Annotated in this window: 29 protein-coding genes and 10 pseudogenes; 1 reads left to right on the top strand and 38 read right to left on the bottom strand. The window is 37.3% G+C overall.

The annotated features are described in order from the left end of the window. Nucleotide 1 precedes the first annotated feature (1 nt). From ctlX to rpsL, 38 genes and pseudogenes are all read right to left on the bottom strand, one after another. The gene (gene ctlX / locus Q5W13_RS12585; RefSeq protein WP_304443208.1) at nt 2-934 is read right to left on the bottom strand and encodes a citrulline utilization hydrolase CtlX; all 933 of its coding nucleotides are present in this window, start codon (nt 932-934) and stop codon (nt 2-4) included. A gap of 144 nt (nt 935-1,078) precedes the next feature. After that, the gene (locus tag Q5W13_RS12580) at nt 1,079-1,993 is read right to left on the bottom strand and encodes a dimethylarginine dimethylaminohydrolase family protein (protein WP_304443207.1); all 915 of its coding nucleotides are present in this window, start codon (nt 1,991-1,993) and stop codon (nt 1,079-1,081) included. A 121-nt stretch (nt 1,994-2,114) separates the two neighbouring features. Continuing rightward, a complete protein-coding gene (locus tag Q5W13_RS12575) occupies nt 2,115-3,401 on the bottom strand; it encodes a citrate synthase (RefSeq protein ID WP_304443206.1) in 1,287 nt (428 codons plus the stop codon). Nucleotides 3,402-3,532: 131 nt separating this feature from the next. Then, nucleotides 3,533-5,068: a glycogen synthase gene (locus tag Q5W13_RS12570; RefSeq protein WP_304443205.1), complete on the bottom strand. Its 1,536-nt coding sequence runs from the start codon at nt 5,066-5,068 to the stop codon at nt 3,533-3,535. A 132-nt stretch (nt 5,069-5,200) separates the two neighbouring features. Then, nucleotides 5,201-6,493, bottom strand: a complete 1,293-nt coding sequence (eno, locus tag Q5W13_RS12565; RefSeq protein WP_304443204.1) for a phosphopyruvate hydratase — start codon at nt 6,491-6,493, stop codon at nt 5,201-5,203. 119 nt (nt 6,494-6,612) lie between these two features. Then, complete coding sequence (gene carA / locus Q5W13_RS12560) at nt 6,613-7,701, bottom strand: glutamine-hydrolyzing carbamoyl-phosphate synthase small subunit (protein WP_304443203.1); 1,089 nt, start codon at nt 7,699-7,701, stop codon at nt 6,613-6,615. 128 nt (nt 7,702-7,829) lie between these two features. Continuing rightward, a pseudogene (rplQ, locus tag Q5W13_RS12555) lies at nt 7,830-8,392 on the bottom strand (50S ribosomal protein L17). A 60-nt stretch (nt 8,393-8,452) separates the two neighbouring features. Next, the gene (locus Q5W13_RS12550) at nt 8,453-9,445 is read right to left on the bottom strand and encodes a DNA-directed RNA polymerase subunit alpha (RefSeq protein WP_155594671.1); all 993 of its coding nucleotides are present in this window, start codon (nt 9,443-9,445) and stop codon (nt 8,453-8,455) included. Between the two features lie 18 nt (nt 9,446-9,463). Next, a pseudogene (gene rpsD / locus Q5W13_RS12545) lies at nt 9,464-10,068 on the bottom strand (30S ribosomal protein S4). Nucleotides 10,069-10,154: 86 nt separating this feature from the next. Beyond that, nucleotides 10,155-10,559 (bottom strand): 30S ribosomal protein S11, encoded by a 405-nt coding sequence (gene rpsK, locus Q5W13_RS12540; protein ID WP_155594673.1) that lies wholly within the window; start codon nt 10,557-10,559, stop codon nt 10,155-10,157. 13 nt (nt 10,560-10,572) lie between these two features. Next, the gene (rpsM, locus tag Q5W13_RS12535) at nt 10,573-10,947 is read right to left on the bottom strand and encodes a 30S ribosomal protein S13 (protein ID WP_155594674.1); all 375 of its coding nucleotides are present in this window, start codon (nt 10,945-10,947) and stop codon (nt 10,573-10,575) included. A gap of 2 nt (nt 10,948-10,949) precedes the next feature. After that, complete coding sequence (gene ykgO / locus Q5W13_RS12530; RefSeq protein ID WP_013305171.1) at nt 10,950-11,066, bottom strand: type B 50S ribosomal protein L36; 117 nt, start codon at nt 11,064-11,066, stop codon at nt 10,950-10,952. Nucleotides 11,067-11,090: 24 nt separating this feature from the next. Further along, nucleotides 11,091-11,305: pseudogene (gene infA / locus Q5W13_RS12525) on the bottom strand (translation initiation factor IF-1). Nucleotides 11,306-11,307: 2 nt separating this feature from the next. After that, nucleotides 11,308-12,650, bottom strand: a pseudogene (gene secY / locus Q5W13_RS12520) (preprotein translocase subunit SecY). Nucleotides 12,651-12,663: 13 nt separating this feature from the next. Beyond that, nucleotides 12,664-13,116 (bottom strand): 50S ribosomal protein L15, encoded by a 453-nt coding sequence (gene rplO / locus Q5W13_RS12515; RefSeq protein ID WP_155594676.1) that lies wholly within the window; start codon nt 13,114-13,116, stop codon nt 12,664-12,666. Nucleotides 13,117-13,129: 13 nt separating this feature from the next. Next, nucleotides 13,130-13,312, bottom strand: coding sequence for a 50S ribosomal protein L30 (gene rpmD, locus Q5W13_RS12510; RefSeq protein ID WP_155594677.1), 183 nt, complete (start codon nt 13,310-13,312; stop codon nt 13,130-13,132). An 11-nt stretch (nt 13,313-13,323) separates the two neighbouring features. Beyond that, entirely contained in the window at nt 13,324-13,848 is a 525-nt protein-coding gene (gene rpsE / locus Q5W13_RS12505) for a 30S ribosomal protein S5 (protein WP_155594678.1), read from the bottom strand. 8 nt (nt 13,849-13,856) lie between these two features. After that, the gene (gene rplR, locus Q5W13_RS12500) at nt 13,857-14,213 is read right to left on the bottom strand and encodes a 50S ribosomal protein L18 (protein ID WP_194532496.1); all 357 of its coding nucleotides are present in this window, start codon (nt 14,211-14,213) and stop codon (nt 13,857-13,859) included. Nucleotides 14,214-14,222: 9 nt separating this feature from the next. Next, a complete protein-coding gene (gene rplF, locus Q5W13_RS12495; protein ID WP_155594680.1) occupies nt 14,223-14,765 on the bottom strand; it encodes a 50S ribosomal protein L6 in 543 nt (180 codons plus the stop codon). An 18-nt stretch (nt 14,766-14,783) separates the two neighbouring features. After that, a pseudogene (gene rpsH, locus Q5W13_RS12490) lies at nt 14,784-15,182 on the bottom strand (30S ribosomal protein S8). 66 nt (nt 15,183-15,248) lie between these two features. Next, nucleotides 15,249-15,520, bottom strand: a pseudogene (rpsN, locus tag Q5W13_RS12485) (30S ribosomal protein S14). A 1-nt stretch (nt 15,521) separates the two neighbouring features. Beyond that, nucleotides 15,522-16,073, bottom strand: a complete 552-nt coding sequence (rplE, locus tag Q5W13_RS12480) for a 50S ribosomal protein L5 (RefSeq protein WP_155594683.1) — start codon at nt 16,071-16,073, stop codon at nt 15,522-15,524. Between the two features lie 3 nt (nt 16,074-16,076). Then, nucleotides 16,077-16,391 carry a 50S ribosomal protein L24 gene (gene rplX / locus Q5W13_RS12475; RefSeq protein ID WP_155594684.1) on the bottom strand — a complete coding sequence of 105 codons (315 nt, stop codon included), beginning with the start codon at nt 16,389-16,391 and terminating at the stop codon, nt 16,077-16,079. Nucleotides 16,392-16,403: 12 nt separating this feature from the next. Then, nucleotides 16,404-16,772, bottom strand: coding sequence for a 50S ribosomal protein L14 (gene rplN / locus Q5W13_RS12470; protein WP_013993867.1), 369 nt, complete (start codon nt 16,770-16,772; stop codon nt 16,404-16,406). A 1-nt stretch (nt 16,773) separates the two neighbouring features. Beyond that, a complete protein-coding gene (gene rpsQ, locus Q5W13_RS12465; RefSeq protein ID WP_155594685.1) occupies nt 16,774-17,034 on the bottom strand; it encodes a 30S ribosomal protein S17 in 261 nt (86 codons plus the stop codon). Nucleotides 17,035-17,047: 13 nt separating this feature from the next. After that, on the bottom strand, nt 17,048-17,239 hold the full coding sequence (gene rpmC, locus Q5W13_RS12460) for a 50S ribosomal protein L29 (protein ID WP_155594686.1): 192 nt from the start codon (nt 17,237-17,239) through the stop codon (nt 17,048-17,050). 8 nt (nt 17,240-17,247) lie between these two features. Beyond that, nucleotides 17,248-17,677, bottom strand: a pseudogene (gene rplP, locus Q5W13_RS12455) (50S ribosomal protein L16). Nucleotides 17,678-17,696: 19 nt separating this feature from the next. Then, nucleotides 17,697-18,419 (bottom strand): 30S ribosomal protein S3, encoded by a 723-nt coding sequence (gene rpsC, locus Q5W13_RS12450; protein ID WP_155594688.1) that lies wholly within the window; start codon nt 18,417-18,419, stop codon nt 17,697-17,699. Nucleotide 18,420: 1 nt separating this feature from the next. Continuing rightward, complete coding sequence (gene rplV, locus Q5W13_RS12445) at nt 18,421-18,828, bottom strand: 50S ribosomal protein L22 (protein WP_155594689.1); 408 nt, start codon at nt 18,826-18,828, stop codon at nt 18,421-18,423. 3 nt (nt 18,829-18,831) lie between these two features. Further along, nucleotides 18,832-19,110, bottom strand: coding sequence for a 30S ribosomal protein S19 (rpsS, locus tag Q5W13_RS12440; protein WP_013993861.1), 279 nt, complete (start codon nt 19,108-19,110; stop codon nt 18,832-18,834). Nucleotides 19,111-19,124: 14 nt separating this feature from the next. Continuing rightward, nucleotides 19,125-19,950: pseudogene (rplB, locus tag Q5W13_RS12435) on the bottom strand (50S ribosomal protein L2). A 9-nt stretch (nt 19,951-19,959) separates the two neighbouring features. Further along, a complete protein-coding gene (gene rplW / locus Q5W13_RS12430; protein WP_038238154.1) occupies nt 19,960-20,250 on the bottom strand; it encodes a 50S ribosomal protein L23 in 291 nt (96 codons plus the stop codon). Nucleotides 20,251-20,256: 6 nt separating this feature from the next. After that, entirely contained in the window at nt 20,257-20,886 is a 630-nt protein-coding gene (gene rplD / locus Q5W13_RS12425; RefSeq protein ID WP_155594691.1) for a 50S ribosomal protein L4, read from the bottom strand. Then, nucleotides 20,886-21,502: pseudogene (rplC, locus tag Q5W13_RS12420) on the bottom strand (50S ribosomal protein L3). Before rplC ends, rplD begins: the two are co-directional and overlap by 1 nt. A gap of 190 nt (nt 21,503-21,692) precedes the next feature. Next, nucleotides 21,693-21,998 (bottom strand): 30S ribosomal protein S10, encoded by a 306-nt coding sequence (gene rpsJ / locus Q5W13_RS12415; protein ID WP_008613600.1) that lies wholly within the window; start codon nt 21,996-21,998, stop codon nt 21,693-21,695. A gap of 9 nt (nt 21,999-22,007) precedes the next feature. Continuing rightward, nucleotides 22,008-24,140 (bottom strand): elongation factor G, encoded by a 2,133-nt coding sequence (fusA, locus tag Q5W13_RS12410; RefSeq protein WP_155594693.1) that lies wholly within the window; start codon nt 24,138-24,140, stop codon nt 22,008-22,010. 6 nt (nt 24,141-24,146) lie between these two features. Then, the gene (rpsG, locus tag Q5W13_RS12405) at nt 24,147-24,623 is read right to left on the bottom strand and encodes a 30S ribosomal protein S7 (RefSeq protein ID WP_155594694.1); all 477 of its coding nucleotides are present in this window, start codon (nt 24,621-24,623) and stop codon (nt 24,147-24,149) included. Between the two features lie 75 nt (nt 24,624-24,698). Next, nucleotides 24,699-25,072 (bottom strand): annotated as a pseudogene (gene rpsL, locus Q5W13_RS12400) (30S ribosomal protein S12). A 625-nt stretch (nt 25,073-25,697) separates the two neighbouring features. Between rpsL and Q5W13_RS12395 the strand changes: the two are divergent. After that, nucleotides 25,698-25,931, top strand: coding sequence for a carboxypeptidase-like regulatory domain-containing protein (locus Q5W13_RS12395; protein ID WP_304443202.1), 234 nt, complete (start codon nt 25,698-25,700; stop codon nt 25,929-25,931). Nucleotides 25,932-25,937: the final 6 nt, after the last annotated feature.

Genomic DNA, 25,937 nt, shown 5'->3' with positions numbered 1-25,937 from the left:
ATTATTTAGAATGTGGTAGAAAAACCTCGGCCATCATGCAGCGAGCACTACCGCCTCCACAAGTTTCAATGGTTTCTAAAGAGCTATGAATAATTTCACAGTACTTTTCAATAGCTTCAATTTGCTTTGAAGTTAGGCTGTTGTACGCAGATGAGCTCATTACCAAGTACCGCTTATCATCGCCTCCTAAAACTTGAAGCATATTACCGGCAAAGTGATGCATTTGCTGTTCGGTAATTTTAATGATTTCCTTACCATCTTGCTTCAGATGATCAATTACATTTTTGCGTTCTTTTTTATCGTCAATAGTATCAAGACAGATAACCGAAAAGTTTTCGGCCAAGCACATCATAACATTCGTGTGATAAATAGCCATTCTTTTACCGTCTACAGATTGGTTTGCGGTAAAAATCACTGGAGAATATTCAAAATCTTCACAGAACTCTATGAACAACTCTTCATCTGCCCTTCCAGAAAGTGCACAGTATGCTTTTTTGTTTACCCTGTCCAAAGCTATACTACCTGTAGCTTCAAGAAAAACACCTTCCGCTTCAGCAGAAGTGTAATCAATTATATTTTCAATTTGCAAACCCTTTTCTTCAAGGATTTCCAAAATATCTTCACGTCTTTCGTTACGTCTATTTTCTGCGAACATAGGATACAGACCTACCGTACCATTAGCATGAAACGAAATCCAATTGTTAGGGAATATAGAATCGGGAGTATCTGGTTCCTTAGTGTCTTCCACCACAATTACGTTCACGCCTTTTGAGCGTAAAACATCTACAAAAGCATCAAATTCTTGTTGTGCTTTTGAATTGATCGTTGTGTTCTGAACATCTAAATCTTCTTGAAAATAATTATTGACCGCAGTCTGCTCGTTCATCCTAAAATTGACCGGACGAATCATTAGTATGTTGTTCGTAATCTGCATAAAAATTCAATTAATTTAGTGCAAAATTAGTGCTTTTAAACCTGTATGACCTAGTATAAATAGAAAAATCAAGCCTGGAGAATCGATATAAAAAGATGAAGTTTCACTTACTCAATAACATTGGTTGTAGCTCCTGAAAAAATATTATTCCCGTACCAAAGGCAACGTACTGCAACGTAAAAGACCTTCTTGCTTGGCAATTTCTGAATAAGGAATCTCTTCTACTGTAAAACCTTGCTGACGCAACCAATTGTTAAGACGTGTAAAGTTCTTTTCCGAGACCACTACTTCCGGTGAAATAGAAAATACATTACTAAACATTTGATACATTTCATCAGAGGAAATTTCAAATACATTTTCCTTTCCAAAAAAGTCTACCAACCATTGGTATTCTTCTTCTATCAAAAATCCATTTTTATGCAAAATGGCCTTTCCTTTTCCCAAAGGCTGAAAACAGCAATCTAAATGCAAGGCGTTCTGTTTTGCATCAGTATTAGATTTTCGTAACTGAAATGACTTTATTTTTTTAGAAGGAAACTGCTCTGTTATATAATCTATTGCAGCTTGGTTTGTTCTTGCCGTAATATAATTTGGGTAATCATCTGCGGTATACGTACCAATGAAAATATACTCTCCCCATGGCATAACATCACCTCCTTCTACATGAGCTTCCGCAGGTGGGTGAAGAATATTAGCATCATCAATCTTATCTAAAACGTGAAGAATAGCCTCTACTTCCTTCTCTCTTTCCGGTAAAATATTGGCTATAATAAGTTTGTCTTCTATGACGAAAGCAATATCCCTAGAAAAAATCTGATTACAATCTGTTAATACTTCTGGTCTGTAGACCTGAACGTCATACTTCTGCAACACATTGGCAAAAGCATCCATTTCAGGAACCATGTCTTCTTCTTTAGGATATGTACCCGCTAAAATATTCTCTAGTGATTTAGGGTCATACGCCTCTTCTGGCTTAGGAGTAGGACCACTACTTTTAGCCGTACCTAAAACCAAAACTTTTAACTTAGAAATCTCATCGGTAACGTTAAGCTTAAGCATATACTTTTTTGCTGGTAAAGATAAGAGAACCAAATGGTGCGTAATAATAATTTGAGGAATAAAAAAATGTCCCTTTCTGAGAATCTCAAAAAGGGACATTTTTATAAATTATTGCTGATGCTTATCTCTCACTAACCTCTACAAAAGGACGAAGATTAGCTCCTATATAAACTTGTCTTGGTCTCCCTATTGGCTCACCTCTTAAACGCATCTCTCTCCATTGCGCTATCCAATAAGGTAAACGGCCCAATGCAAACATAACAGTAAACATTTCAGTAGGTATTCCCAATGCACGATAGATAATACCAGAGTAGAAATCTACATTAGGATATAATTTTCTATCTACAAAATATTGATCTTCTAAGGCTTCTTTTTCTAAACCTTTGGCAATTGCCAAAATAGGATCATCTATTCCTAAGTTTGCTAAAACATCATCTGCTGCTTTCTTAATGATTTTTGCTCTTGGATCAAAGTTTTTATAAACTCTGTGACCAAAGCCCATTAATCTAAAAGGATCAGATTTATCTTTAGCTTTCGCCATGTATTTTTTAGTGTCACCACCATCTTTCTCAATAGCTTCAAGCATTTCTAATACCGCTTGATTTGCTCCACCGTGTAATGGGCCCCATAAAGCAGATATACCCGCAGATAGAGAAGCAAAAAGACCAGCATGTGATGAACCTACTATTCTCACCGTAGAGGTAGAACAGTTCTGCTCATGATCCGCATGTAAAATCAACAACTTATCCAATGCATCAATCACCAAATCATCTTTACAATACATTTGGTTCGGCTTTTTGAACATCATTTTGTGAATATTCTCTACATAGCCTAAACTATCATCGCCATAATCTAAAGGCAAACCTTTTTTCTTTCTAAGTGTCCACGCTACAAGCACTGGAAACTTAGCTAAGATGCGTACAATTGCATGGTACATATCTTTTTCTGAAGAAACGTCTACAGTAGTTGGGTTAAAGGCAATTAACGCACTTGTAAGCGACGATAATACACCCATTGGATGCGCTGACTTTGGAAATCCGTCCAAAATCTTCTTCATCTCTTCATCAACTTGAGATTCTTCCTTTATATCCGTATGAAATTTTTCTAACTCTACCTTATTAGGCAATTCTCCAAAAATCAAAAGATAGGCAACCTCTAAAAAATCTGCTTTCTCTGCTAATTCTTCTATAGAATAACCACGATATCTTAAAATTCCTTTTTCACCATCTAAAAAAGTAATGGCACTTTCACATGAACCCGTGTTTTTATAGCCGGGATCTATGGTTATCATACCGTTTGTGGCGGATCGCAAAGTTTTGATATCTATCGCGAGCTCGTCCTCCGTACCCTTTATTACCGGGAAATCGTATTTCTTACCGTTGTACTCTAAAGTAGCTTTATCTGACATTTTTGAATTTTACTTAAAATTGAAGTGGACGTAAATTTACGGAAAATGTAACATCTTAACAAGAGATGTTTTTTCGTTTAATTAATAATTAACAATGATTTGATTTCTTGTTGTAGAACAATTAATAATTACTACAAAACATATAACTTTTCATAGTATTCATCTAACGACTTCTCCCAAGTGAACCGAACCTTCTCTGCATTGCTTTTTATTTTATTCCATTTAGGTTTATCATTCTCCCAAACGTCAATGGCCTCACTAAAATTCTTGACCATATTAATAATTTGTTCGTCATAGGTTTTTCCATCAAAAGCAAAGCCTGTTACATTATGCTCAACGGTATCTTTTAGACCTCCTGTATGATGAACAAAACATGGATTCCCGTTACGCATAGCCAACATTTGACTAATACCACAAGGTTCAAAAAGGCTAGGCATGCAATAGAGATCGGATTCTAAATAAATGGAATCTATTAAATCCTCTGATTGACCGTTCGTAAAAATGAAATTTTCATGTTTGTAGCTCATACTACGGAAAAACTCTTCGTAATCAGGGTCTCCCGTTCCTAAAAGCATGAAAATGCCATCTATTTTACGTAGCCTTTCCAACATTTGCTCAAAAGCTTCCGGCGACCTTTTAAAGAAGTAAAATTTTTGCTCCGTTAACCGAGCTACACTAGAAGCAATAAACTTGGGTTTATCTCCTGCATGTTGCATTATTTTCTCGCCAGTGTGGGCCAAGAAATCAGATTTGTACTTTTTTGATTCATCCTGCAACCATCTAAAAAGTGCCTTTACCGTATTTCTATAAAGCAACCCCTTTTTGGCCTCTCTAATGTTAGAGTAATTAGAAGCGTTTAGAATCCCTACTAACCGACCTTCATTATTAGCTTGTTGCAAATCTTTCTCCAAACCTTCTCCACCAACAAATTCAGGCCGTGCACTAGGTAGCATGACATCTTCTTTATAAGAAGGTGATACAGTGTGAACAGAATCTGCTAAACGAATACCAACAGCCATAAGATTGATACAATCTTGATAGCGCGGGTCTTTTAAGGCATCATGATCCAACTGTAATTCTGGAAACCAATTATGTACGGAAGCGTAATTATCATAAAATGGACGTATACCCTGTATAGCCAAATTATGAATACTATATACGTAGCGCATCTTCTTTAGATCCTTATAGCTGGGATGATATGTTTTTAAGAACAGTAGAGCACTGGCATGCCAGTCGTGCATATGAACAACATCCAATTGTCCAAAGGCACCCATTTTTATAGCTTCCGCAACAGCTGTACAAAAGATTACATACTTTATAAAATCAGTGAAAAAAGGCTCCGTTGGATCATCATGGTATATATGCGCTATTCCACCCTCTTGAATTTCAGGGTGATGAATGACGTAATGCACTATATTCGGAAATTCTTTTTTTCCTGCTACCTCATAAAGTTCGGCCCTATAATTAGTTCCTCTTAAATGAAAATCTAGATTAGTCTTAAAAGTACCATTAAGATGAAGTCTTGAGTAGGATGGAACCACCACGTGTGACTTATCACCCCGTTTAGAGATATGTCTTGGTACATCCCGAACAACGTCACCCATGCCCCCTGCTTTACAGTTGGGTATCCCATCGTTTTCTGCGGCGACAAAAAGAAAATTATTCATGTGAGGCTTTGGTTAGAAGTTCGTTAAAAAGGTAGGCAAACTTTGTCATTAGTGCAAAAAAAAAGCCCTTCTGATTCGAAAAATATCGAAAGAAAGGCTTCTTTTTAAATTGCTCATTTAAGCTATAAATGATTATTTAATGTTAAAGGCTTTATTCTGAGGATAATACGCCATTTCGCCCAATTCTTCTTCTATACGAAGTAATTGATTGTACTTAGCCATACGGTCCGACCTTGAAGCAGAACCTGTTTTAATTTGCCCAGTATTTAACGCTACCGCTAAATCTGCAATAGTATTATCTTCTGTTTCACCTGATCTATGACTCATTACAGAAGTGTATCCTGCATTTTTAGCCATATTAACAGCTGCTATAGTTTCTGTAAGTGTTCCAATCTGGTTTACCTTAATCAAAATAGAGTTTGCAATACCATTCTCTATACCTTTTGATAAACGCTCTACATTAGTAACAAAAAGATCATCACCAACTAATTGTATTTTATCACCAACTTTTTCGGTCAAAGATTTCCAACCGTCCCAGTCATTCTCATCCATACCATCTTCAATAGAGATGATAGGGTATTTAGCACTTAGATCTGCTAGGTATTGAGCTTGCTCTTCAGAAGTTCTTATCACTCCTTTATCACCTTCAAATTTAGTGTAGTCATATTTTCCATCTACGAAAAATTCAGCTGCAGCACAATCTAAGGCAATCATTATCTCATCACCTAATTTATAACCTGCATTCTCTACAGCTTTTGCTATAGTCTCAAGAGCGTCTTCAGTACCACCAGCCAAGTTTGGAGCAAATCCACCTTCGTCACCTACTGCTGTACTTAAACCTCTATCATGTAAAACCTTTTTCAAGTGATGAAAGATTTCAGTTCCCATTTGCATGGCATGAGAAAAAGTTTTTGCCTTAACCGGCATTATCATAAATTCTTGAAAAGCGATAGGAGCATCTGAATGCGAACCACCGTTAATGATATTCATCATAGGTACAGGCAAAGTATTTGCACTAACACCACCTACATAACGGAACAAAGACAAACCTAATTCATTGGCTGCTGCTTTAGCTGCTGCTAAAGACACACCCAAAATAGCGTTAGCTCCTAATTTTGATTTATTTGGCGTACCATCTAAGTCGATCATTACTTGATCAAGAAGATTTTGCTCAAAAACGGACATTCCCAAAACCTCTTCGGCAATTATCGTATTTACGTTTTCTACTGCTTTAAGAACTCCTTTACCCATAAAGGCTTTACCTCCATCACGAAGTTCTACTGCTTCATGCTCACCTGTTGATGCTCCAGACGGAACTGCTGCGCGGCCTAAAACTCCGTTCTCAGTAATTACGTCTACCTCTACTGTTGGGTTTCCTCTTGAATCTAAAATCTGACGTGCGTGTACACTTAGTATGATACTCATAAATATTATTTTAAGTTTGGAATTCTCTTAAATTTTACCAGCTGCAAATATACAAAACCGTGTAAGTTATGCATTGCACAGCGTAACTATATTACTGTTTTTATAACAATTACTTAACGTTAGGCCGTAGCTACTGAATTTTTCTCGATCAATTCATAAAATTGATCAAACAAATATTCTGCATCGTGTGGTCCTGCACTTGCTTCTGGATGGTACTGTACTGAAAAAACATCTTTGCCTTTCATGCGAATACCGGCTACAGTTTGATCATTTAGATGCACATGCGTAATCTCTAAATTCTCATTTGCCTCAGTCTCTTCTCTATTTACAGCAAAACCATGGTTTTGAGATGTAATTTCTCCCTTACCTGTAAGCAAGTTTAAAATAGGGTGGTTTAGACCTCTATGTCCATTATGCATCTTATAAGTAGATACACCATTGGCCAAAGCAATAACCTGATGTCCCAAACAAATACCAAACACTGGTTTTCCACTTGCGATCATCCCTTTTGCCGTTCTTATAGCATCCGATAAGGGTTCTGGATCTCCAGGTCCGTTAGATATGAAATATCCATCTGCACCCCATGCTTCCATTTCTTCAAATGAAGCGTTATATGGAAATACTTTTATGTATCCACCTCGTTTTGCAAGGTTTCTTAAAATATTCTTTTTGATTCCTATATCTAAGGCTGCAATTTTAAATGGAGCATTTTCATCACCATAAAAATAAGGCTCAGAAGTTGAAACACTAGACGCAAGCTCAAGTCCCTCCATACTAGGCACTTCAGCCAACTTGGCTTTCAATTCCTCTATATTATCTACATCTGTAGTTATAACCGCATTCATGGCTCCGTTATCACGAATATAACCAACCAATGCGCGAGTATCTACATCAGATATAGCAAAAAGTTCGTTCTCGTTCAGAAACGTCTCAAGACTCTTATCTGCTCTTGATCTTGAATAATTGTAGCTAAAATTTCTACAAACCAAGCCAGATATCTTAACTGAATCTGATTCTACTTCTTCATCCACAGTACCGTAATTACCGATATGCGCATTTGTAGTAACCATAATTTGACCAAAATAAGATGGATCAGTAAAGATTTCCTGATATCCAGTCATTCCGGTATTAAAACAAACCTCTCCAAATGCAGTTCCATCTTTATCACCAACGGACTTACCATAAAATATGGTGCCATCGGCTAACAATAACAATGCTTTTTTTCGGGATTGATACTTCTATACGTTTGTTCTTTTTTTAATTTCACAAATAAACATAAAAAAAAGGATAAACTATTAAGTTTATCCTTTCCCAAATATTATTAAATCTCAACATCTTATTCTTCTGAATCGTCCGCTTTCGTTTCAACATCTTTTTTAGACTCTTTTGCAGAATCTTCAGCTACTGGTGGAGTTTTAGTTTCCTTACCTTCTACCTTAGCAGCTTCTTCACCGCTTTTACCACCTCTTCTACTTCTTCTAGTAGTTTTGGTTTTGGCTTTACCAGCGTTGTATAGTTCGTTAAAATCAACCAACTCTATCATTGCCATATCAGCGTTATCACCCAAACGATTACCAAGCTTAATAATTCTTGTATAACCACCTATGGTCTATCAGCAACCTTTTCAGCTACAGTACTGAACAATTCAGTAACTGCATACTTGTCTCTAAGGTTTTTGAAAACGATACGTCTGTTGTGCGTCCCTTTTTCAGCACTAACATTGTTTTCCGCTTTTGATTTTGTAATCAAAGGCTCAACAAATTGTTTTAACGCTTTAGCTTTAGCTACAGTCGTGTTAATTCTTTTGTGCTCGATCAAGGAACATGCCATGTTGGCCAACATCGCTTTTCTGTGCGCTGTCTTACGTCCTAAATGATTGACTTTTTTACCGTGTCTCATTCTTTTGTTCTAATGTATTTCTCCAATCCCAGGAATTTCCCTTCGTGTAAGAAATATCGATTAATCTTTATCTAATTTATATTTCGAAAGGTCCATTCCGAAGCTAAGCCCCTTATTGATAACCAATTCTTCTAATTCTGTTAATGACTTCTTACCGAAATTTCTAAATTTCATTAAGTCATTCTTATTGAAAGAAACTAAATCTCCCAAAGTATCTACTTCTGCAGCTTTCAAACAATTCAAGGCTCGTACGGAAAGATCCATATCTACCAATTTAGTTTTTAACAACTGACGCATGTGTAGTGACTCTTCATCGTAAGTTTCAGTCTGAGCTATTTCATCAGCTTCCAAAGTAATACGCTCATCAGAGAACAACATAAAGTGGTGTATCAAAACTTTTGCTCCTTCAGTCAAAGCATCTTTTGGATGAATTGAACCATCAGTAACTATTTCAAAAACCAATTTTTCATAATCCGTCTTTTGCTCTACACGAAAGTTTTCAATACTATATTTTACATTCTTAATAGGTGTAAAAATAGAATCGATAGCTATAGTACCTAAAGCCGCATTAGATTTTTTGTTTTCATCTGCAGGAACATAGCCACGACCTTTGTCGATTACTATCTCCATGTTGATGCTAACTTTAGAATCCATATTACAGATTACTAACTCTGGATTCAACACTTGGTAACCAGAAATAAATTTCTGAAAATCACCAGCAGTCAATTGTTCTTTTCCGCTTACCGAAATCGAAACTACTTCTGCTTCAGAATCTTCTATTTGCTTCTTAAAACGTACTTGCTTAAGATTCAATATAATTTCTGTAACGTCTTCTACGATGCCAGATACAACAGAAAACTCATGTTCTACACCATCCATTCTCAAAGATGTAATCGCATGGCCTTCCAAAGACGCAAGCAACACTCTTCTTAGTGCGTTCCCTACAGTCAATCCATAACCGGGCTCTAAAGGACGAAACTCGAACTTCCCTTCGAAATCCGAAGAATCGATCATTATTACTTTATCGGGTTTCTGAAAATTAAATAATGCCATATGACTTAGTGTTCTTTATTATTTAGAGTAAAGCTCAACTATTAATTGTTCTTTGATATTCTCTGGAATTTGAAGTCTTTCAGGAACGGTAACAAAAGCACCTTCACTCTTAGCTGTATTCCAAGTTATCCATTCGTACACTTTGCTATTACTAGCAAGTGAATCTTGGATAGACTGTAAAGATTTAGATTTTTCACGTACACCAACAACATCACCAGCTTTTAAAGAATAAGATGGTATGTTAACCAACTCTCCGTTAACTGTAATGTGTCTGTGAGATACCAATTGTCTTGCACCTCTTCTTGTAGGGGAAATACCCATACGGAACACTACGTTATCTAAACGTGATTCACATAATTGAAGTAACACTTCACCAGTAACACCTTGTTTTTTCTTAGCAGTTGCAAAAGTGTTTCTAAATTGCTTTTCTAAAATACCGTAAGTATATTTAGCTTTTTGTTTCTCCATCAACTGTACCGCGTATTCAGACTTTTTACCTCTACGTCTAGCGTTACCATGTTGTCCTGGAGGATAATTCTTTTTTCGAACGATTTGTCATCTCCGAAAATTGCTTCGCCGAACTTACGGGCGATTTTACTCTTTGGTCCTGTATATCTTGCCATTTTCTTAAGTTTAGAAGTGTGATTATGAATTAAGGCTTATCCTTCGATAATCGTTAACAACACTCCTGTGAAATAATACTAATTAATTAAACTCTTCTTCTTTTCGGTGGACGACAACCGTTGTGCGGCATCGGCGTAACATCAATAATTTCGGTAACTTCTATACCAGAATTATGTACGGCACGAATAGCAGATTCTCTTCCGTTACCAGGTCCCTTTACGTAAACCTTTACTTTTCTCAAACCAGCTTCATGCGCAGTTTTAGAACACTCTTCAGCAGCAACTTGTGCAGCATATGGAGTATTTTTCTTAGAACCCCTAAAACCCATTTTTCCAGCAGATGACCAAGAAATGACATCTCCTTTTTTATTGGTAAGGGAAATTATAATATTATTAAAAGATGCAGTTACGTGCGCTTCTCCAACCGAATCAACGATTACTTTACGCTTCTTTGCCGCTTTTGCACCTGTTTTGGTAGTTGCCTTTGCCATAATAACCTACTTATTATTTAGTTGCCTTCTTCTTGTTGGCGACCGTTTTTCTTTTTCCTTTTCTCGTCCTAGAGTTATTCTTGGTACGTTGTCCTCGAAGGGGAAGACCTGATCTGTGACGAATACCACGGTAACAACCAATATCCATCAAACGTTTGATGTTAAGTTGTGTTTCCGAACGTAACTCACCTTCTATAGTAAAGGAAGAAACAGCATCCCTGATACGACCTATTTCATCATCGTTCCAATCAGATACTTTAGTATCTTCACTCACTTGGGCTTTCTCTAAAATCTCTTTAGCCCTACTTCTACCGACACCGAAAATATAGGTCAATGCAATTATGCCCCTTTTCTGTTTTGGTATGTCTATACCTGCAATTCTTGCCATAACTATCCTTGTCTTTGTTTAAATCTAGGATTCTTTTTGTTGATTACGTACAACCGGCCTTTTCTGCGTACTATCTTGCAGTCGGCACTTCTCTTTTTAACTGATGCTCTAACTTTCATCGTTCTTATTCTTCTATCGTATTACTAATATCTATATGTAATTCTAGCTTTGGATAAGTCATAAGGACTCATTTCCAATTTCACTTTATCCCCATAAGTAACTTAATATAATGCATACGCATCTTTCCTGAAATGTGAGCCGTAACTACATGACCATTTTCTAACTCCACCCTGAACATTGCATTTGACAATGCTTCTATTATAGACCCGTCTTGTTCTATTGCTGCCTGTTTAGCCATAATTATGCGACTTTTCTATTTTTACCAGATTTCATCAACCCGTCGTAATGTCTATTTAATAAATATGCATTTACCTGTTGCACAGTATCTATTGCCACACCAACCATAATAAGTAGTGATGTACCACCGTAGAACATTGCCCAACCTGCTTGAATATCCATTAACTTCACAACTATTGCAGGAAGTACTGCTAAAAGCGCCAAAAATACGGATCCTGGCAATGTAATCAAAGACATAATTTTATCTAAGAAATCTCCAGTCTCTTTTATGGTCTAATACCCGGTATAAAACCTCCACTTCTCTTCAAATCATCTGCCATTTTGTTCGTAGGAACAGTAATAGCCGTATAGAAATATGTGAAAATAATTATCAATAAACCAAACAATACATTGTAAGCCAGACCAAATATATCCTGAAACTGAACTTCCATCCACTGACCAGCAGCGCTATTATTGAATGTTTTTCCTATTAAACTAGGAGCAAACATAATTGCCTGTGCAAAGATAATAGGCATAACTCCGGAAGCATTAAGCTTTAAAGGAATATATTGTCTAGAACCCATTATGTTCTTTTCATACCCGCCAGATGCTGTTCTTCTTGCATATTGTACCGGGATTTGACGTGTTGCCATAACTAAAAGTATACTGGCCAAGATTACCAAGAACCAAAGTATAATTTCAACTAGAATAAACATCAAACCTCCATTGTTATCTACCGTTCTAGAAATAAATTCTTGAACAAATGATTGAGGCAACGTAGCAATAATACCAATCATGATTAATAATGAAATACCATTACCAATTCCTTTATCGGTAATTTTCTCACCTAACCACATGGCAAATACACAACCTGTTACCAGAATGATAACTGCAGGAACCATAAAATCCAATCCTTTACCTAAAACAAAGGCACTATCTTGAACTCCAAAAGCCTCCAAACCATATAAGTACGCTGGGGCCTGAACCACACAGATACCTATAGTTAACCAACGTGTAATCTGATTCTTCGTTTTTCTACCACTCTCACCTTCTTTATCTAACTTCTGTAAATAAGGAATGGCAATACTCATAAGCTGAACAACAATAGATGCCGATATATAGGGCATAATACCCAAGGCAAAAATTGATGCATTAGCAAAAGCACCACCGGTAAAAGCGTTCAATAATCCAAAAATACCAGAATCAGTACTTGATGCTAGTTGTGATAATTGTGTAGAATCAATTCCCGGAAGAACTATTTGACAACCAAAACGGTATACCAACAACAAACCAAGGGTTAGTAAAATTCTATTCCTTAGTTCGTCAATCTTCCAAATATTGGATATGGTCTCGAAAAATTTCTTCATGGTCAGTTTTTGCTTATAAATTTATTGCTTCTCCACCAGCAGCTTCTATGGCCGCTTTGGCACTTGCCGTAAATTTATGCGCTGAAATTTTTAGTGAGGCTTTTAATTCACCACCTCCTAATATTTTCACAAGGTCTTTACTTTTGGCTAAACCATTTTCAACTAAAGTTTCAAAAGTAATAGTGTCTTTAACTTTTTTGCTATCGACTAACTCTTGTAACCTTTCAACATTGATACCTTGATATTCAACTCGGTTTATGTTTGTAAAACCAAATTTAGGTACACGTCTCTGTAATGGCATCTGACCACCTTCGAAACCAAGCTTCTTGGAGTAACCAGATCTTGATTTAGCACCATTGTGACCTCTTGCAGCAGTACCGCCTTTTCCAGACCCTTGACCTCTACCTATTCTTTTGCCAGCTCTATTGGTAGAACCATCAGCAGGCTTTAGATTACTTAAATTCATTATAATATGCTATTTAAGCTTCCTCAGTGGAAACCAAATGTTCAACTTTAGCTATCATACCGAGTATATTCGGCGTGGCATCGTGCTCTACTACTTGACCAATTTTCTTAAGACCCAAAGCAACTAACGTACGCTTTTGGTTCTGTGGTCTTTTAATGCCGCTCTTCAACTGTTTTACCAGAATTTTCTTTGCCATAATATTTCTACTTATCCTTTAAAAACTTTTTCAAGAGAAACTCCTCTTTGACCTGCAACCGTTCTAGCATCTCTCAATTGCAAAAGCGCATCAAAAGTAGCCTTTACAACATTGTGAGGGTTAGAAGAACCTTGAGACTTAGAAAGTACATCTTGTACTCCTACCGCCTCCAATACTGCTCTTACAGCACCACCAGCGATAACTCCGGTACCATGCGATGCAGGCTGGATATATACTCTAGCTCCACCGTATTTACCCTTTTGTTCGTGAGGTAATGTTCCTTTATTTAAAGGAATACGAATTAAGTTCTTTTTAGCGTCTTCAATAGACTTAGCGATAGCAGTTGCCACCTCTTTAGATTTTCCTAAACCGTGACCAACAACTCCACTTTCATCACCTACAACAACTATAGCTGAAAAACCGAATGCTCTACCACCTTTAGTTACTTTGGTAACACGTTGTATGCCTACCAATCTATCTTTAAGATCCAATCCACCGGGTTTTACGGTCTCTGCGTTTTTATATTTCTGGTACATACTCTTATTTAAAAATTAAGTCCTGCTTCCCTTGCGCCATCAGCCAAAGATTTCACTCTTCCGTGGTAAAGGTTACCACCTCTATCAAAAGCAACTTTTTCAATACCTGCTTCTTTGCACTTAGCAGCGATAGCTTTACCTACAAGGTTTGCAATCTCTATCTTAGTACCCTTTTCCTTTGCCAAGTCTTTATCTTTAGAAGATACAGAAGCCAATGTAGCCCCTTGTTTATCATCTATAACTTGAGCATAAATTTCTTTATTACTTCTAAAAACGGACAATCTAGGTCTTTCCGCTGTTCCAGTGGAAACCTTTCTGATTCTTCTCCGTATTCTCTGTTTTCTTTCGCTTGTTGATAATCCCATAATATACTATTAAGCTGATTTACCTGCTTTTCTTCTTAACTGCTCGCCAACAAACTTAACACCTTTACCTTTGTAAGGCTCAGGCTTACGCCATCCTCGTATTTTGGCGGCAATCTGACCTACTAATTGTTTGTCGAACGATGTCAATTTAATGATTGGGTTTTTCCCTTTTTCAGATATAGTCTCTACTTTACACTCTGGAGCTAAATCTAAAACTATATTGTGTGAAAATCCTAAAGCAACATCTAATTTCTGACCTTGGTTGCTAGCACGATAACCAACACCTACAAGTTCTAATTCTTTTGTCCAACCTTTAGAAACACCTTCAATCATGTTCTTTACTAAAGCACGATATAAACCATGCTTAGCTTTGTGATCTTTTGAATCTGACGGTCTGGTTACCCAAACTTGACTATCTTCAATTTTTATTTCGACGGCAGAAAACTCTTGAGTAAGTTCACCCAACTTGCCTTTAACGACAACCTCGTTACCTTTTACCTCAACAGTAACCCCTTCAGGAATAGCTACCGGATTATTACCAATTCTTGACATTTCTTCCTTTTTATCCTATTAATATACGTAGCAAAGCACTTCGCCACCTACATTCTCATTTTTTGCCTGCTTGCTCGTCATTACCCCGTGAGAGGTAGATACTATCGCTATCCCTAAGCCATTTAAGACTCTAGGTAGATTCTCAGCACCTGTATACTTACGTAAACCTTACTTACTGATTCTCTGAATTTTTTTGATAACAGGCTCTTTTGTTGCCTTGTCGTATTTCAAGGCAATCTTAATAGAACCTTGAACTTTATCTTCTTCGAATTTATAACTTAAAATATATCCTTGATCGAACAATATTTTAGTCATTTCTTTCTTCACTTTAGAAGAAGGTATCTCTACCACTCTGTGACCAGCGCTGCTGGCATTTCTAACTCTCGTTAGATAATCTGCTATAGTATCTGTAACCATATATATATAATTAGGTAACGGTTTTCGCCTTTATTGACGAACCTGAAACCAGTTATTCACTAATTTTTACCAGCTTGCCTTCTTAACACCTATGGTATAAGACCTTGATTAGCCATCTCTCTGAACATAACCCTAGAGATACCAAAAGTTCTCATATAACCCTTTGGTCTTCCTGTTAACTTGCAACGATTGTGCATACGTACAGGAGACGCATTTCTTGGCAATTTCTGTAATGCTTCGTAATCTCCAGCTTCTTTTAAAGCTTTTCTTTTCTCAGCATATTTAGCAACAGTTCTTTCCCTTTTGCGCTCACGGGCTTTCATTGATTCTTTAGCCATACTAGTTCTTTTTAAAAGGTAAACCTAATTCTGTTAATAATGATTTTGCTTCTTTATCCGTTTCAGCAGAAGTTACAAAGGTAATATCCATTCCGTCAATTCTATTGATTTTATCAATATTGATTTCAGGAAAAATTATTTGCTCTGTTACACCAAGGCTATAATTTCCACGACCATCAAAGCCAGTAGCCTTAATCCCTTGAAAATCACGAACTCGTGGCAACGCACTTGTAACCAAACGGTCTAAAAATTCGTACATACGTTCACCTCGCAAAGTCACTTTAGCGCCAATTGGCATACCTTTTCGCAACTTAAACGCGGCAACATCCTTCTTAGATAGTGTTGCAACAGCTCTTTGACCAGTAATATTAGTCAACTCATCTACCGCATGATCGATAAGTTTTTTATCTGCAACAGCGGCACCAACACCTCTACTAACAACAATCTTTTGAAGCTTGGGTACTTGCATTACATTCTTGTAACCAAACTCTTCTTTAAGCGCACCTACTATACGCTCACCATATTCTTTCTTTAACCTTGAAACGTAAGCCATAACTTATATTACTTCATTGGATTTCTTAGAAAACCGGACTTTCTTTCCGTCTCTTACCTCATACCCTACTCTTGTTGTCTTGCCAGATTTTGCATCTATTAATGACAAATTAGAGATATTGATAGGAGATTCTTTTTTAACGATTCCGCCTTGAGGATTCTGCGCACTTGGTTTCTGATGTTTGGAAACCATGTTAGCACCTTCTACGATCGCTTTGTTCTTCTCACGGTTAACAGTCATAACCTTGCCTTCAGTACCCTTATGGTCTCCTGCAATGATACGTACTGTATCTCCCGTTTTAATTTTCAACTTTTTCATGCTTGTTCTATATTAAAGTACCTCAGGGGCCAATGAAACAATTTTCATGAATTGCTTATCGCGTAATTCGCGGGCAACCGGACCGAAAACACGGGTTCCTCTCATTTCTCCTGTTGGATTCAACAATACACAAGCATTGTCATCGAAACGAATATATGAACCATCAGGTCTCCTGACTTCTTTCTTAGTTCTTACAACTACAGCCGTAGATACAGCACCTTTTTTGATACCTCCGTTAGGTGTAGCCTCTTTTACAGTAACAACTATCTTATCTCCAATAGATGCGTATCTTCTCTTGGTTCCTCCAAGTACACGAATGGTCAAAACTTCTTTTGCCCCTGTGTTGTCCGCTACCTTTAATCTTGATTCTTGCTGTAACATATTATTTAGCTCTTTCTAAGATTTCTACTAAACGCCAAGTTTTAGTCTTGCTTAACGGGCGTGTCTCCATTATCTTAACGGTATCACCTTCCTTGCAATCGTTTTTCTCGTCGTGTGCAACGTACTTTTTCGTTTTCAAAACGAACTTACCGTACATAGGGTGCTTTACTTTTCTAACCTCTGCTACAACAATAGATTTCTCCATTTTGTTACTGGTTACAACCCCTATTCTCTCTTTTCTTAAGTTTCTTTTTTCTTCCATAAAGCAGAACCAGTTATTGGTTTTCCCTATTAGTTAATTCCGTTGCTAATCTAGCTACCGTTCTTCTTGCCTTTCTAATCTGAAGCGGATTCTCAAGTGGCGTTACAAAATGCGCTATTTTGAGGTTAGCTTGCTGTGTTTTAAATTCAGCTAGCTTCTGCTTAAGCTCTTCTACAGACAATTCTTTAATTTCTTTGTTTTTCATGGTACAACTTAGATTAAATCTTGATCAACGTAGTCACGAGCAACAACAAATTTTGTCTTTACAGGTAACTTTTGGGCTGCCAACCTTAATGCTTCCTTAGCAACATCCATAGGTACACCAGCAACTTCAAATAAAACTCTTGGGCTTAACGACCGCTACAAAATATTCTGGAGCACCCTTACCTTTACCCATACGAACCTCAAGAGGTTTTTTGGTAATAGGCTTGTCCGGAAATATCTTAATCCATAACTGGCCTTGCCTTTTCATATATCTAGTAGCCGCGATACGAGCTGCCTCGATTTGGCGCGACGTAATAAATTTTGTATCCAAAGTTTTGATGCCGAACATTCCATTTGATAACTGGAACCCTCTACCCGCATTGCCTTTCATGCGGCCTTTTTGCATCTTACGAAACTTGGTTCTTTTAGGTTGTAACATTGTTTACTTCTTTAAAAAATTACTTTCTACGACGTTGCTTTCTTCCGCCATCACGTTTATCACCACCTTTTGAAGACTGACCTTTAGTCATACCCACCAACGGAGACAATTCACGCTTGCCGTACACTTCACCTTTCATGATCCAAACCTTAATACCCAACTTACCGTATGTCGTTTGAGCTTCATGTAAAGCATAATCGATATCTGCACGAAAAGTAGACAATGGAATACGACCATCCTTATAAGATTCTGAACGCGCCATTTCTGCACCATTCAAACGACCTGAAATCTGAATCTTGATTCCTTCAGCATTCATTCTCATTGCCGCAGCAATAGCCATCTTAATAGCTCTTCTAAAAGAAATTCTGCTTTCTATTTGACGAGCAACGCTAGCTGCTACCAAATTTGCATCAAGTTCCGGTCTTTTGATCTCATAAATATTGATCTGAACCTCTTTATTGGTGATTTTCTTAAGCTCTTCTTTAAGCTTATCCACCTCTTGACCACCTTTACCAATAATAATACCAGGTCTTGCAGTAGTCACAGTAATTGTAATCAACTTTAAGGTACGCTCTATAATTACTCTAGACACGCTAGCTTTCGCCAAACGAGCATGAATATACTTACGTATCTTATTGTCCTCAGCTAGTTTATCTCCATAATCGTTACCACCATACCAGTTAGATTCCCATCCTCTGATAATTCCTAGACGATTTCCTATCGGATTTGTTTTCTGTCCCATTCTAGCTTTCTATATTATTATTAGACCCCAAAACCAATGTAACATGGTTGGAACGTTTTCTAATTCTATGCGCTCTACCCTGTGGGGCTGGACGCAATCTTTTCAACATACTACCACCGTCAACACGAATTTCCTTTACAAAAAGATCCGCATCTTCAACGCTAGCATCCTCATTTTTTGCCTGCCAATTTGCCAAAGCAGAAAGCAACAATTTCTCCAATTTACGAGAAGCCTCTTTAGGGTTGAAACGTAGAATAGCTAATGCTTTCTCTACTTTAACTCCTCTAACAAGGTCTGCTACTAAACGCATTTTTCTAGGCGATGTAGGGCAGTTGTTCAACTTAGCGAACGCTATCTGTTTTTTCTCAGCCTTGATTCTTTCGGCCATCTGTTTTTTTCGAACTCCCATAGCTTACTTTTTACCTTTGTTCTTGGCTCCTGCATGACCTCTAAAAGATCTTGTTGGAGAAAATTCGCCTAATTTGTGACCTACCATATTCTCCGTAACGAATACAGGAACAAACTGTCTTCCGTTATGAACAGCTATAGTCTGACCTACAAAATCAGGTGTTATCATCGATGCTCTTGACCACGTTTTTATAACGCTCTTCTTTCCAGAAGAAGCGCTTTGCTGGATTTTTTTCTCCAAGCTATAGTGAACGTAAGGTCCTTTTTTTAACGATCGTGCCATTGTTTCTTACTTTATTATTTCTTTCTACGTTCTAGAATATACTTATTCGTCTTCTTGGTCCTAGTACGCGTTCTATAACCTTTAGCCGGGATTCCGTTTCTTGATCTTGGATGACCACCTGAAGCTCTACCTTCACCACCACCCATTGGGTGATCGACAGGGTTCATTGCTACTGGTCTAGTCCTTGGTCTTCTACCTAACCATCTACTTCTACCTGCTTTACCAGATACTAACAACTGATGATCAGAGTTAGATATAGCTCCAATTGTAGCCATACATGTAGATAATATTAATCTAGTTTCACCTGAAGGCATCTTAACCGTAACGAACTTACCATCTTTTGCCATTAACTGAGCAAAAGTACCTGCGCTTCTAGCCATAACAGCTCCTTGACCATGGACGTAATTCTATACAAGAAATAATAGTACCTAATGGTATTTCACTTATTGGCAATGCATTTCCTATTTCAGGAGCTACATTACTACCAGAATTAAGCTCTTGCCCTACTTCTAATCCGTTTTGCGCGATGATATATCTCTTCTCACCATCCGCATACTTCAACAAAGCAATAAAACCTGTTCTGTTAGGATCGTACTGAATTGATTCCACAACAGCAGAAACTCCCTGCTTGTCTCTTTTGAAATCAATAACACGATACCTTCTCTTATGTCCACCACCTCTTTGGCGAATGGTCATTTTTCCTTGACTGTTTCTTCCTCCCGATTTTTTTAACGGAGCGAGTAAACTCTTCTCCGGCTTATCAGTAGTAATGGCGTCAAAACCATTTACTACTCTAAAACGCTGCCCGGGGGTTATTGGTTTTAATTTTCTAACTGACATTTCTTGTCTTTATAGATTACTGTAAAAATCAATGATATCACCTTCTACCACATCAACTATTGCCTTCTTAATTGCATTAGTTTTACCATGCTGTACTCCAGTTTTGGTGAAACGTGTTTTTCTAGATGGACCATAATTCATGGTTCTAACTTTCTTTACTGAAACACCGTAAGTAGCTTCTACCGCATCTTTAATTTGGATCTTGTTGGCCCTTGGGTCAACTACGAAACCATAACGATTATACAACTCGCTATCAGCAGTCATTTTTTCCGTTATTATTGGTTTTATCAACACACTCATGGTTTTCTATTTTGTTAAGTTTGACTCCAATCCTTCTAAAGCACTCTCCAACAACACAATACTACTTGCGTTAAGAATTTTATAAGTACTTATTTCTGAGGAAGTTACAACTTCGGAACCTTTCAAATTTCGCGAAGACAAATATACGCTATTATTTGAATCACCCAAGACAAACAATGATTTTTTGTTTTCAAGTCCTAATGACTTCAAAACTCCTTTAAAATCTTTTGTCTTTGGCGTATCAAAATTAAAGTCTTCAACAACTAGAATTGCTTGTTCTTTAGATTTGATACTAAGCGCAGATTTACGAGCCAAACGCTTAACGTTCTTATTCAACTTCTGAGTATAATCTTTAGGTCTAGGACCAAAAACTCTACCACCACCTCTAAAAATAGGAGATTTAATACTACCGGCACGTGCTGTACCAGTTCCTTTTTGCTTCTTGATCTTACGAGTACTTCCCGAAATTTCCGCACGCTCTTTAGCTTTGTGCGTTCCTTGTCTTTGGTGTGCTAAGTATTGCTTAACATCCAAGTACACAGCGTGATCATTTGGCTCTATTCCGAAAACAGCGTCAGAAAGGTCTGCCTTTCTACCTGTTTCTTTTCCTTTAATATCTAAAACTGCTACCTTCATTACTTCTCGATAGTTACGTAAGCGTTCTTATGACCTCAACAGCACCTTTTACAACTAAAAGATTCTTTTCTGGAACAACCTTTAAAACTTTAAGATTCTGAACGGTAACTCTATCACCACCCATTCTACCGGCCATTTTCATTCCTTTAAAAACTCTTGCAGGATAAGATGCAGCACCAATGGAACCAGGAGCTCTCAAACGGTTATGCTGACCGTGGGTCGCTTGACCTACACCGGCAAATCCATGACGTTTTACAACACCTTGAAATCCTTTTCCCTTAGACGTACCAATAACATCTACAAATTCTCCTTCTACAAAAACATCAACACCTACGGTGTCTCCTAATTTGTAATCCTCACCAAAACCTTTAAATTCAACGACTTTCTTCTTGGGAGATGAACCTGCTTTTTTGAAATGACCTGCTTCGGCCTTATTAGCACGCTTATCTGCCTTGTCATCGAAACCAAGCTGAAGAGCTTTATACCCATCAACTTCTTCGGTTCTGACTTGGGTAACCACACATGGCCCCGCTTCAATAACTGTACAAGGAATATTCTTCCCGTTCTCGTCAAAGATGCTGGTCATGCCTACTTTTTTTCCAATTAACCCAGACATACTGATTTTAGATTATAGAATTCAGATTTAAAATAAACCCGTTTTCCGTTTATATATACTTATTTAATATTCACTAACAATCGGACAAAAAAACAGGGTCAAAACAATTCAACCCTGATTGTTTTTATCCGTTTTTCCCTCGCACGCAGCTCGGGACATGTCACCTATCCAATAAAGGACAGGCAGTAAACTATACTTTTATCTCAACTTCAACACCACTTGGAAGCTCAAGCTTCATAAGGGCATCAATAGTTTTAGATGAAGAGCTATAAATATCCAACAATCTCTTGTAAGAACTAAGTTGAAACTGCTCTCTAGACTTCTTATTTACGTGCGGTGAACGCAAAACCGTAAATATTTTTTTGTGCGTTGGCAAAGGAATTGGTCCCGTTACTACAGCCCCGGTAGTCTTTACCGTTTTAACGATTTTTTCAGCAGACTTGTCTACCAAGTTGTAATCGTAAGATTTTAATTTAATCCGTATTTTTTGGCTCATGTCTTAAATTTATTCTGTTATACCTTTAGACTTCTTAATTACCTCTTCAGAGATATTAGAAGGTGTTTGGGCATAATGTGAAAACTCCATTGTTGATGTTGCTCTACCGGACGAAAGTGTTCTAAGAGATGTTACATATCCGAACATTTCAGACAATGGAACAGTACCTTTTACCACCTTAGCACCAGCACGGTCACTCATATTAGTAATTGTTCCCCTTCTACGGTTCAAATCACCTACGATATCACCCATGTTTTCTTCAGGAGTAATAACTTCTATTTTCATAATTGGCTCCATAACCACGGCACCTGCAGCTTTACCCGCTGCCTTGTAACCCATTTTTGCAGCTAATTCGAAAGAAAGCGCATCAGAATCCACAGGATGGAAAGACCCATCTTTCAATACTACTTTCATAGAATCCATCTCAAATCCAGCCAAAGGTCCATTTTGCATTGCTGCTGTAAAACCTTTTTCAACAGATGGTATAAATTCCTTAGGAATACGACCACCCTTAATTTGATCAACGAATTGAAGTCCTTCTCCTTCGAAATCCTCATCAGCAGGACTCATTTCAAAAGATATATCACCAAATTTACCACGTCCACCAGATTGCTTTTTATAAGTTTCTCTATGTGAAGCTGTTTTAGTAAGTGCTTCTTTATATTCAACTTGTGGCTCACCTTGGTTCACCTCAACTTTAAATTCTCGTCTTAAACGATCTACAATAATATCTAAGTGAAGCTCGCCCATACCAGAAATAATGGTCTGACCTGACGCTTCGTCCGTTTTAACCTGGAAAGTAGGATCCTCTTCAGCTAATTTAGCCAAAGCCATACCCAACTTATCTACATCAACTTTTGTTTTTGGTTCAACAGCGATACCAATTACTGGATCAGGAAAATCCATACTCTCCAAAACAATTGGGTGTTTCTCATCAGACATAGTATCACCAGTCTTAATATCCTTAAACCCAACTGCCGCACCAATATCTCCTGCTTCGATATAATCGATAGCATTTTGCTTATTAGAGTGCATCTGATAAATACGAGAGATACGTTCTTTTTTACCTGAACGGTTGTTCAATATATATGAACCAGCATCCAAACGACCAGAATAAGTTCTAAAGAAAGCTAACCTTCCAACAAACGGATCGGTAGCAATTTTAAAAGCTAATGCTGAAAACGGCTCCTTAACACTTGGCTTACGCTTTTCAACTTCGCCGGTTTCCGGATTAGTCCCTTCAATATCCTCCTTATCCATTGGAGACGGAAGATATCTACAAACAGCATCCAACAAAAACTGAACCCCTTTATTTTTGAAAGATGAACCACAAATCATAGGAATGATTGCTCTATCCATAACCGCAGCTCTTAAAGCAGCATGCACTTCTTCTTCCGTAATAGAGTCTTCATCCTCGAAGAATTTCTCCATTAAGTTTTCATCATATTCCGCAACAGCTTCAATTAAGGCAGCTCTATACTCCTTAACCTCCGCTTTCATATCTTCCGGAATATCAACAACATCAAAAGTAGCTCCAAAGCCTTCTTCATGCCAAACTATTGCTCTGTTTTTAGCCAGATCAACGATCCCTCTAAAATCTCCTTCTTCACCAATTGGCAATACAATTGGAACGGCCTTAGAACCTAACATTTCAATAACCTGCTTACAGACCATTAAGAAGTTAGAACCTTGACGGTCCATTTTATTTACAAAACCAATTCTTGGAACCTTATAGTTATCAGCTAATCTCCAGTTAGTCTCAGACTGAGGCTCAACACCATCAACTGCACTAAAAAGAAAAACCAAACCATCTAAAACACGAAGCGAACGATTTACTTCAACCGTAAAATCAACGTGCCCCGGTGTATCTATTATATTAAAATGATAATCCTTAGTATTATCAAGGGCCTTTGCGTTCTCCAAAGGAAACTTCCACGTACAAGTTGTAGCAGCAGAAGTAATGGTAATACCACGCTCTTGCTCTTGCTCCATCCAGTCCATAGTAGCCGCACCATCGTGCACCTCACCTATCTTATGACTAACACCAGTATAAAAAAGTATACGCTCTGTTGTTGTTGTTTTACCAGCATCAATATGAGCAGCAATACCTATATTTCTTGTATATTTTAAATCTCTTGCCATTTCCGATTAGAATCTAAAGTGTGAAAAAGCTTTGTTAGCCTCCGCCATTTTGTGCGTATCTACTCTTTTCTTAACAGCTGCACCCTCTTCTTTCGAAGCGGCAAGAACTTCAGCTGCTAATTTTTGTGCCATTCCTTTTTCATTACGCTTTCTTGCGAAACTAATCAACCACTTCATCGCAGTAGAAATCTTACGATCCGGTCTAATTTGCATAGGAATTTGAAATGTAGCACCACCTACTCTTCTACTTCTAACCTCAACATGAGGCATAACATTTGAAAGGGCATCCTTCCAAAGCTCTAAAGCAGTCTTCTCTTCATCGGTCTTTTTTTCTTCTACGATATCCATTGCATCATAGAAAACACTAAAAGCGATAGACTTCTTACCGTCCCACATCATCATATTAACGAAACGTGTTACCAACTGATCGCTAAATCTTGGATCTGGTAAAAGTGGTCTTTTCTTTGCCTGTTTTTTTCTCATTACTTAATAGTTTAGAATTTTGAACTCCAATTGAAACTTCAACATCTCAACCTTTATTCAATATTCTTTGTTCATTTACTTCTTAGGGCGTTTTGCACCGTACTTAGATCTACGTTGAGTTCTTCCTGCAACACCTGCAGTATCCAAAGCCCCCCTAACGATATGATATCTAACTCCTTAAAATCCTTTACCCTTCCGCCCCTTACTAATACTATCGAGTGCTCTTGGAGGTTATGTCCTTCTCCGGGAATGTAAGCGTTTACTTCCTTACCGTTTGTCAACCTTACCCTTGCTACTTTTCTCATAGCTGAGTTTGGTTTCTTCGGTGTAGTCGTATAAACACGAGTACAAACACCTCTTCTTTGAGGACACGAATCCAAAGCCGCCGATTTACTCTTCTTAGTAATCGTGGACCTTCCTTTTCGTACTAATTGTGAAATTGTTGGCATACTAACTTATATATGAATAAATAACCCCTTGTTTAAGGGTCGGCAAATGTAAGACTATTTCGCAGAAATTCAAATGCTTTCGAGTTTATTTTAAAAGAAATTTGTTTTAAAGCAAATTCAAACCACCTACTAACTCAAGAAATTGAAAATCAAAAAACAGCAAAACTCAATTAATTACCTTTAAAAAAGGTCAAAAATTTCCGATGGACTCCTTGAAATTGCCCAATACCATTTTTCTTAAAAAATTATTGCTCTTACAGCAACAAAACACTTTAATACCTATTATAGACAGACTAAAATGACTAAAAAAGTTAATTAACAAGAATATTCTTATAAAAACTTTAGACTTAACTTATTAAATCACCAGTTTTCCTAATACTTAACGATTATTGAATAATTCAGAATTTTTTAACATAAACCGATGTCATATTTCATAATACAAATTGAAAAATCACATTTTCTATAACTTTAAAGCGATTTAATGTGTCATTTTCTTAAAAAACTATTCCATAACGGCATTTTATCACACCCAAAACCTATGCACGCATAATTTAAAGTTAAAAAAAATTGGATTATTAACGTGAATTTATGACTTTTGGCGCTAGCTAATTCAAATAATTATAAAATGAGAGCAAAACAAAAAGGATTGTTAACGCTGTTTTTGGCGTTAATCGTGCAGATTTCATTTGCGCAAGACAAATCGATTACCGGAGCGGTATCAGACCAAGATGGTCTACCATTACCGGGAGTTAATATTGTTGTGCAAGGTACCACAAATGGTACACAAACAGATTTTGATGGAAACTATGCTATTTCAGCAGGTGAAGGTCAAAAATTAGTTTTTTTACATCGGGTATAAAAATGA

It is taken from the genome of Zobellia laminariae, assembly GCF_030553095.1.
GTDB lineage: Bacteria > Bacteroidota > Bacteroidia > Flavobacteriales > Flavobacteriaceae > Zobellia > Zobellia laminariae.
The sequence above is the reverse complement of the archived record's forward strand: the minus strand, read 5'-3'. Positions and strand labels throughout refer to the sequence as shown.

What these genes read in the sequence shown, in the direction of transcription:
- rpsK (WP_155594673.1), bottom strand. Translation starts at nt 10,559, where the DNA reads ATGGCAAAGGCAACTACCAAAACAGGTGCAAAAGCGGCAAAGAAGCGT.
- eno (WP_304443204.1), bottom strand. Translation starts at nt 6,493, where the DNA reads ATGAGTATCATACTAAGTGTACACGCACGTCAGATTTTAGATTCAAGA.
- Q5W13_RS12580 (WP_304443207.1), bottom strand. Translation starts at nt 1,993, where the DNA reads ATGCTTAAGCTTAACGTTACCGATGAGATTTCTAAGTTAAAAGTTTTG.
- ctlX (WP_304443208.1), bottom strand. Translation starts at nt 934, where the DNA reads ATGCAGATTACGAACAACATACTAATGATTCGTCCGGTCAATTTTAGG.
- Q5W13_RS12550 (WP_155594671.1), bottom strand. Translation starts at nt 9,445, where the DNA reads ATGGCATTATTTAATTTTCAGAAACCCGATAAAGTAATAATGATCGAT.
- Q5W13_RS12575 (WP_304443206.1), bottom strand. Translation starts at nt 3,401, where the DNA reads ATGTCAGATAAAGCTACTTTAGAGTACAACGGTAAGAAATACGATTTC.
- ykgO (WP_013305171.1), bottom strand. Translation starts at nt 11,066, where the DNA reads ATGAAAGTTAGAGCATCAGTTAAAAAGAGAAGTGCCGACTGCAAGATA.
- rpsJ (WP_008613600.1), bottom strand. Translation starts at nt 21,998, where the DNA reads ATGAGCCAAAAAATACGGATTAAATTAAAATCTTACGATTACAACTTG.
- rplF (WP_155594680.1), bottom strand. Translation starts at nt 14,765, where the DNA reads ATGTCAAGAATTGGTAATAATCCGGTAGCTATTCCTGAAGGGGTTACT.
- rplE (WP_155594683.1), bottom strand. Translation starts at nt 16,073, where the DNA reads ATGGCTTACGTTTCAAGGTTAAAGAAAGAATATGGTGAGCGTATAGTA.
- rpsG (WP_155594694.1), bottom strand. Translation starts at nt 24,623, where the DNA reads ATGAGAAAAAAACAGGCAAAGAAAAGACCACTTTTACCAGATCCAAGA.
- rpsC (WP_155594688.1), bottom strand. Translation starts at nt 18,419, where the DNA reads ATGGGACAGAAAACAAATCCGATAGGAAATCGTCTAGGAATTATCAGA.
- rplV (WP_155594689.1), bottom strand. Translation starts at nt 18,828, where the DNA reads ATGGGAGTTCGAAAAAAACAGATGGCCGAAAGAATCAAGGCTGAGAAA.
- rplD (WP_155594691.1), bottom strand. Translation starts at nt 20,886, where the DNA reads ATGAAGGTAGCAGTTTTAGATATTAAAGGAAAAGAAACAGGTAGAAAG.
- Q5W13_RS12395 (WP_304443202.1), top strand. Translation starts at nt 25,698, where the DNA reads ATGAGAGCAAAACAAAAAGGATTGTTAACGCTGTTTTTGGCGTTAATC.
- rplW (WP_038238154.1), bottom strand. Translation starts at nt 20,250, where the DNA reads ATGAGTGTGTTGATAAAACCAATAATAACGGAAAAAATGACTGCTGAT.
- rpmC (WP_155594686.1), bottom strand. Translation starts at nt 17,239, where the DNA reads ATGAAAAACAAAGAAATTAAAGAATTGTCTGTAGAAGAGCTTAAGCAG.
- rpsM (WP_155594674.1), bottom strand. Translation starts at nt 10,947, where the DNA reads ATGGCAAGAATTGCAGGTATAGACATACCAAAACAGAAAAGGGGCATA.
- rplO (WP_155594676.1), bottom strand. Translation starts at nt 13,116, where the DNA reads ATGAATTTAAGTAATCTAAAGCCTGCTGATGGTTCTACCAATAGAGCT.
- rplR (WP_194532496.1), bottom strand. Translation starts at nt 14,213, where the DNA reads ATGGGATTATCAACAAGCGAAAGAAAACAGAGAATACGGAGAAGAATC.
- Q5W13_RS12570 (WP_304443205.1), bottom strand. Translation starts at nt 5,068, where the DNA reads ATGAATAATTTTCTTTTTGTCGCCGCAGAAAACGATGGGATACCCAAC.
- rplX (WP_155594684.1), bottom strand. Translation starts at nt 16,391, where the DNA reads ATGAAAAAGTTGAAAATTAAAACGGGAGATACAGTACGTATCATTGCA.
- rpsQ (WP_155594685.1), bottom strand. Translation starts at nt 17,034, where the DNA reads ATGGAAGAAAAAAGAAACTTAAGAAAAGAGAGAATAGGGGTTGTAACC.
- rpmD (WP_155594677.1), bottom strand. Translation starts at nt 13,312, where the DNA reads ATGGCAAAGAAAATTCTGGTAAAACAGTTGAAGAGCGGCATTAAAAGA.
- rpsE (WP_155594678.1), bottom strand. Translation starts at nt 13,848, where the DNA reads ATGTACCAGAAATATAAAAACGCAGAGACCGTAAAACCCGGTGGATTG.
- fusA (WP_155594693.1), bottom strand. Translation starts at nt 24,140, where the DNA reads ATGGCAAGAGATTTAAAATATACAAGAAATATAGGTATTGCTGCTCAT.
- rplN (WP_013993867.1), bottom strand. Translation starts at nt 16,772, where the DNA reads ATGTTACAGCAAGAATCAAGATTAAAGGTAGCGGACAACACAGGGGCA.
- rpsS (WP_013993861.1), bottom strand. Translation starts at nt 19,110, where the DNA reads ATGGCACGATCGTTAAAAAAAGGACCTTACGTTCACTATAGCTTGGAG.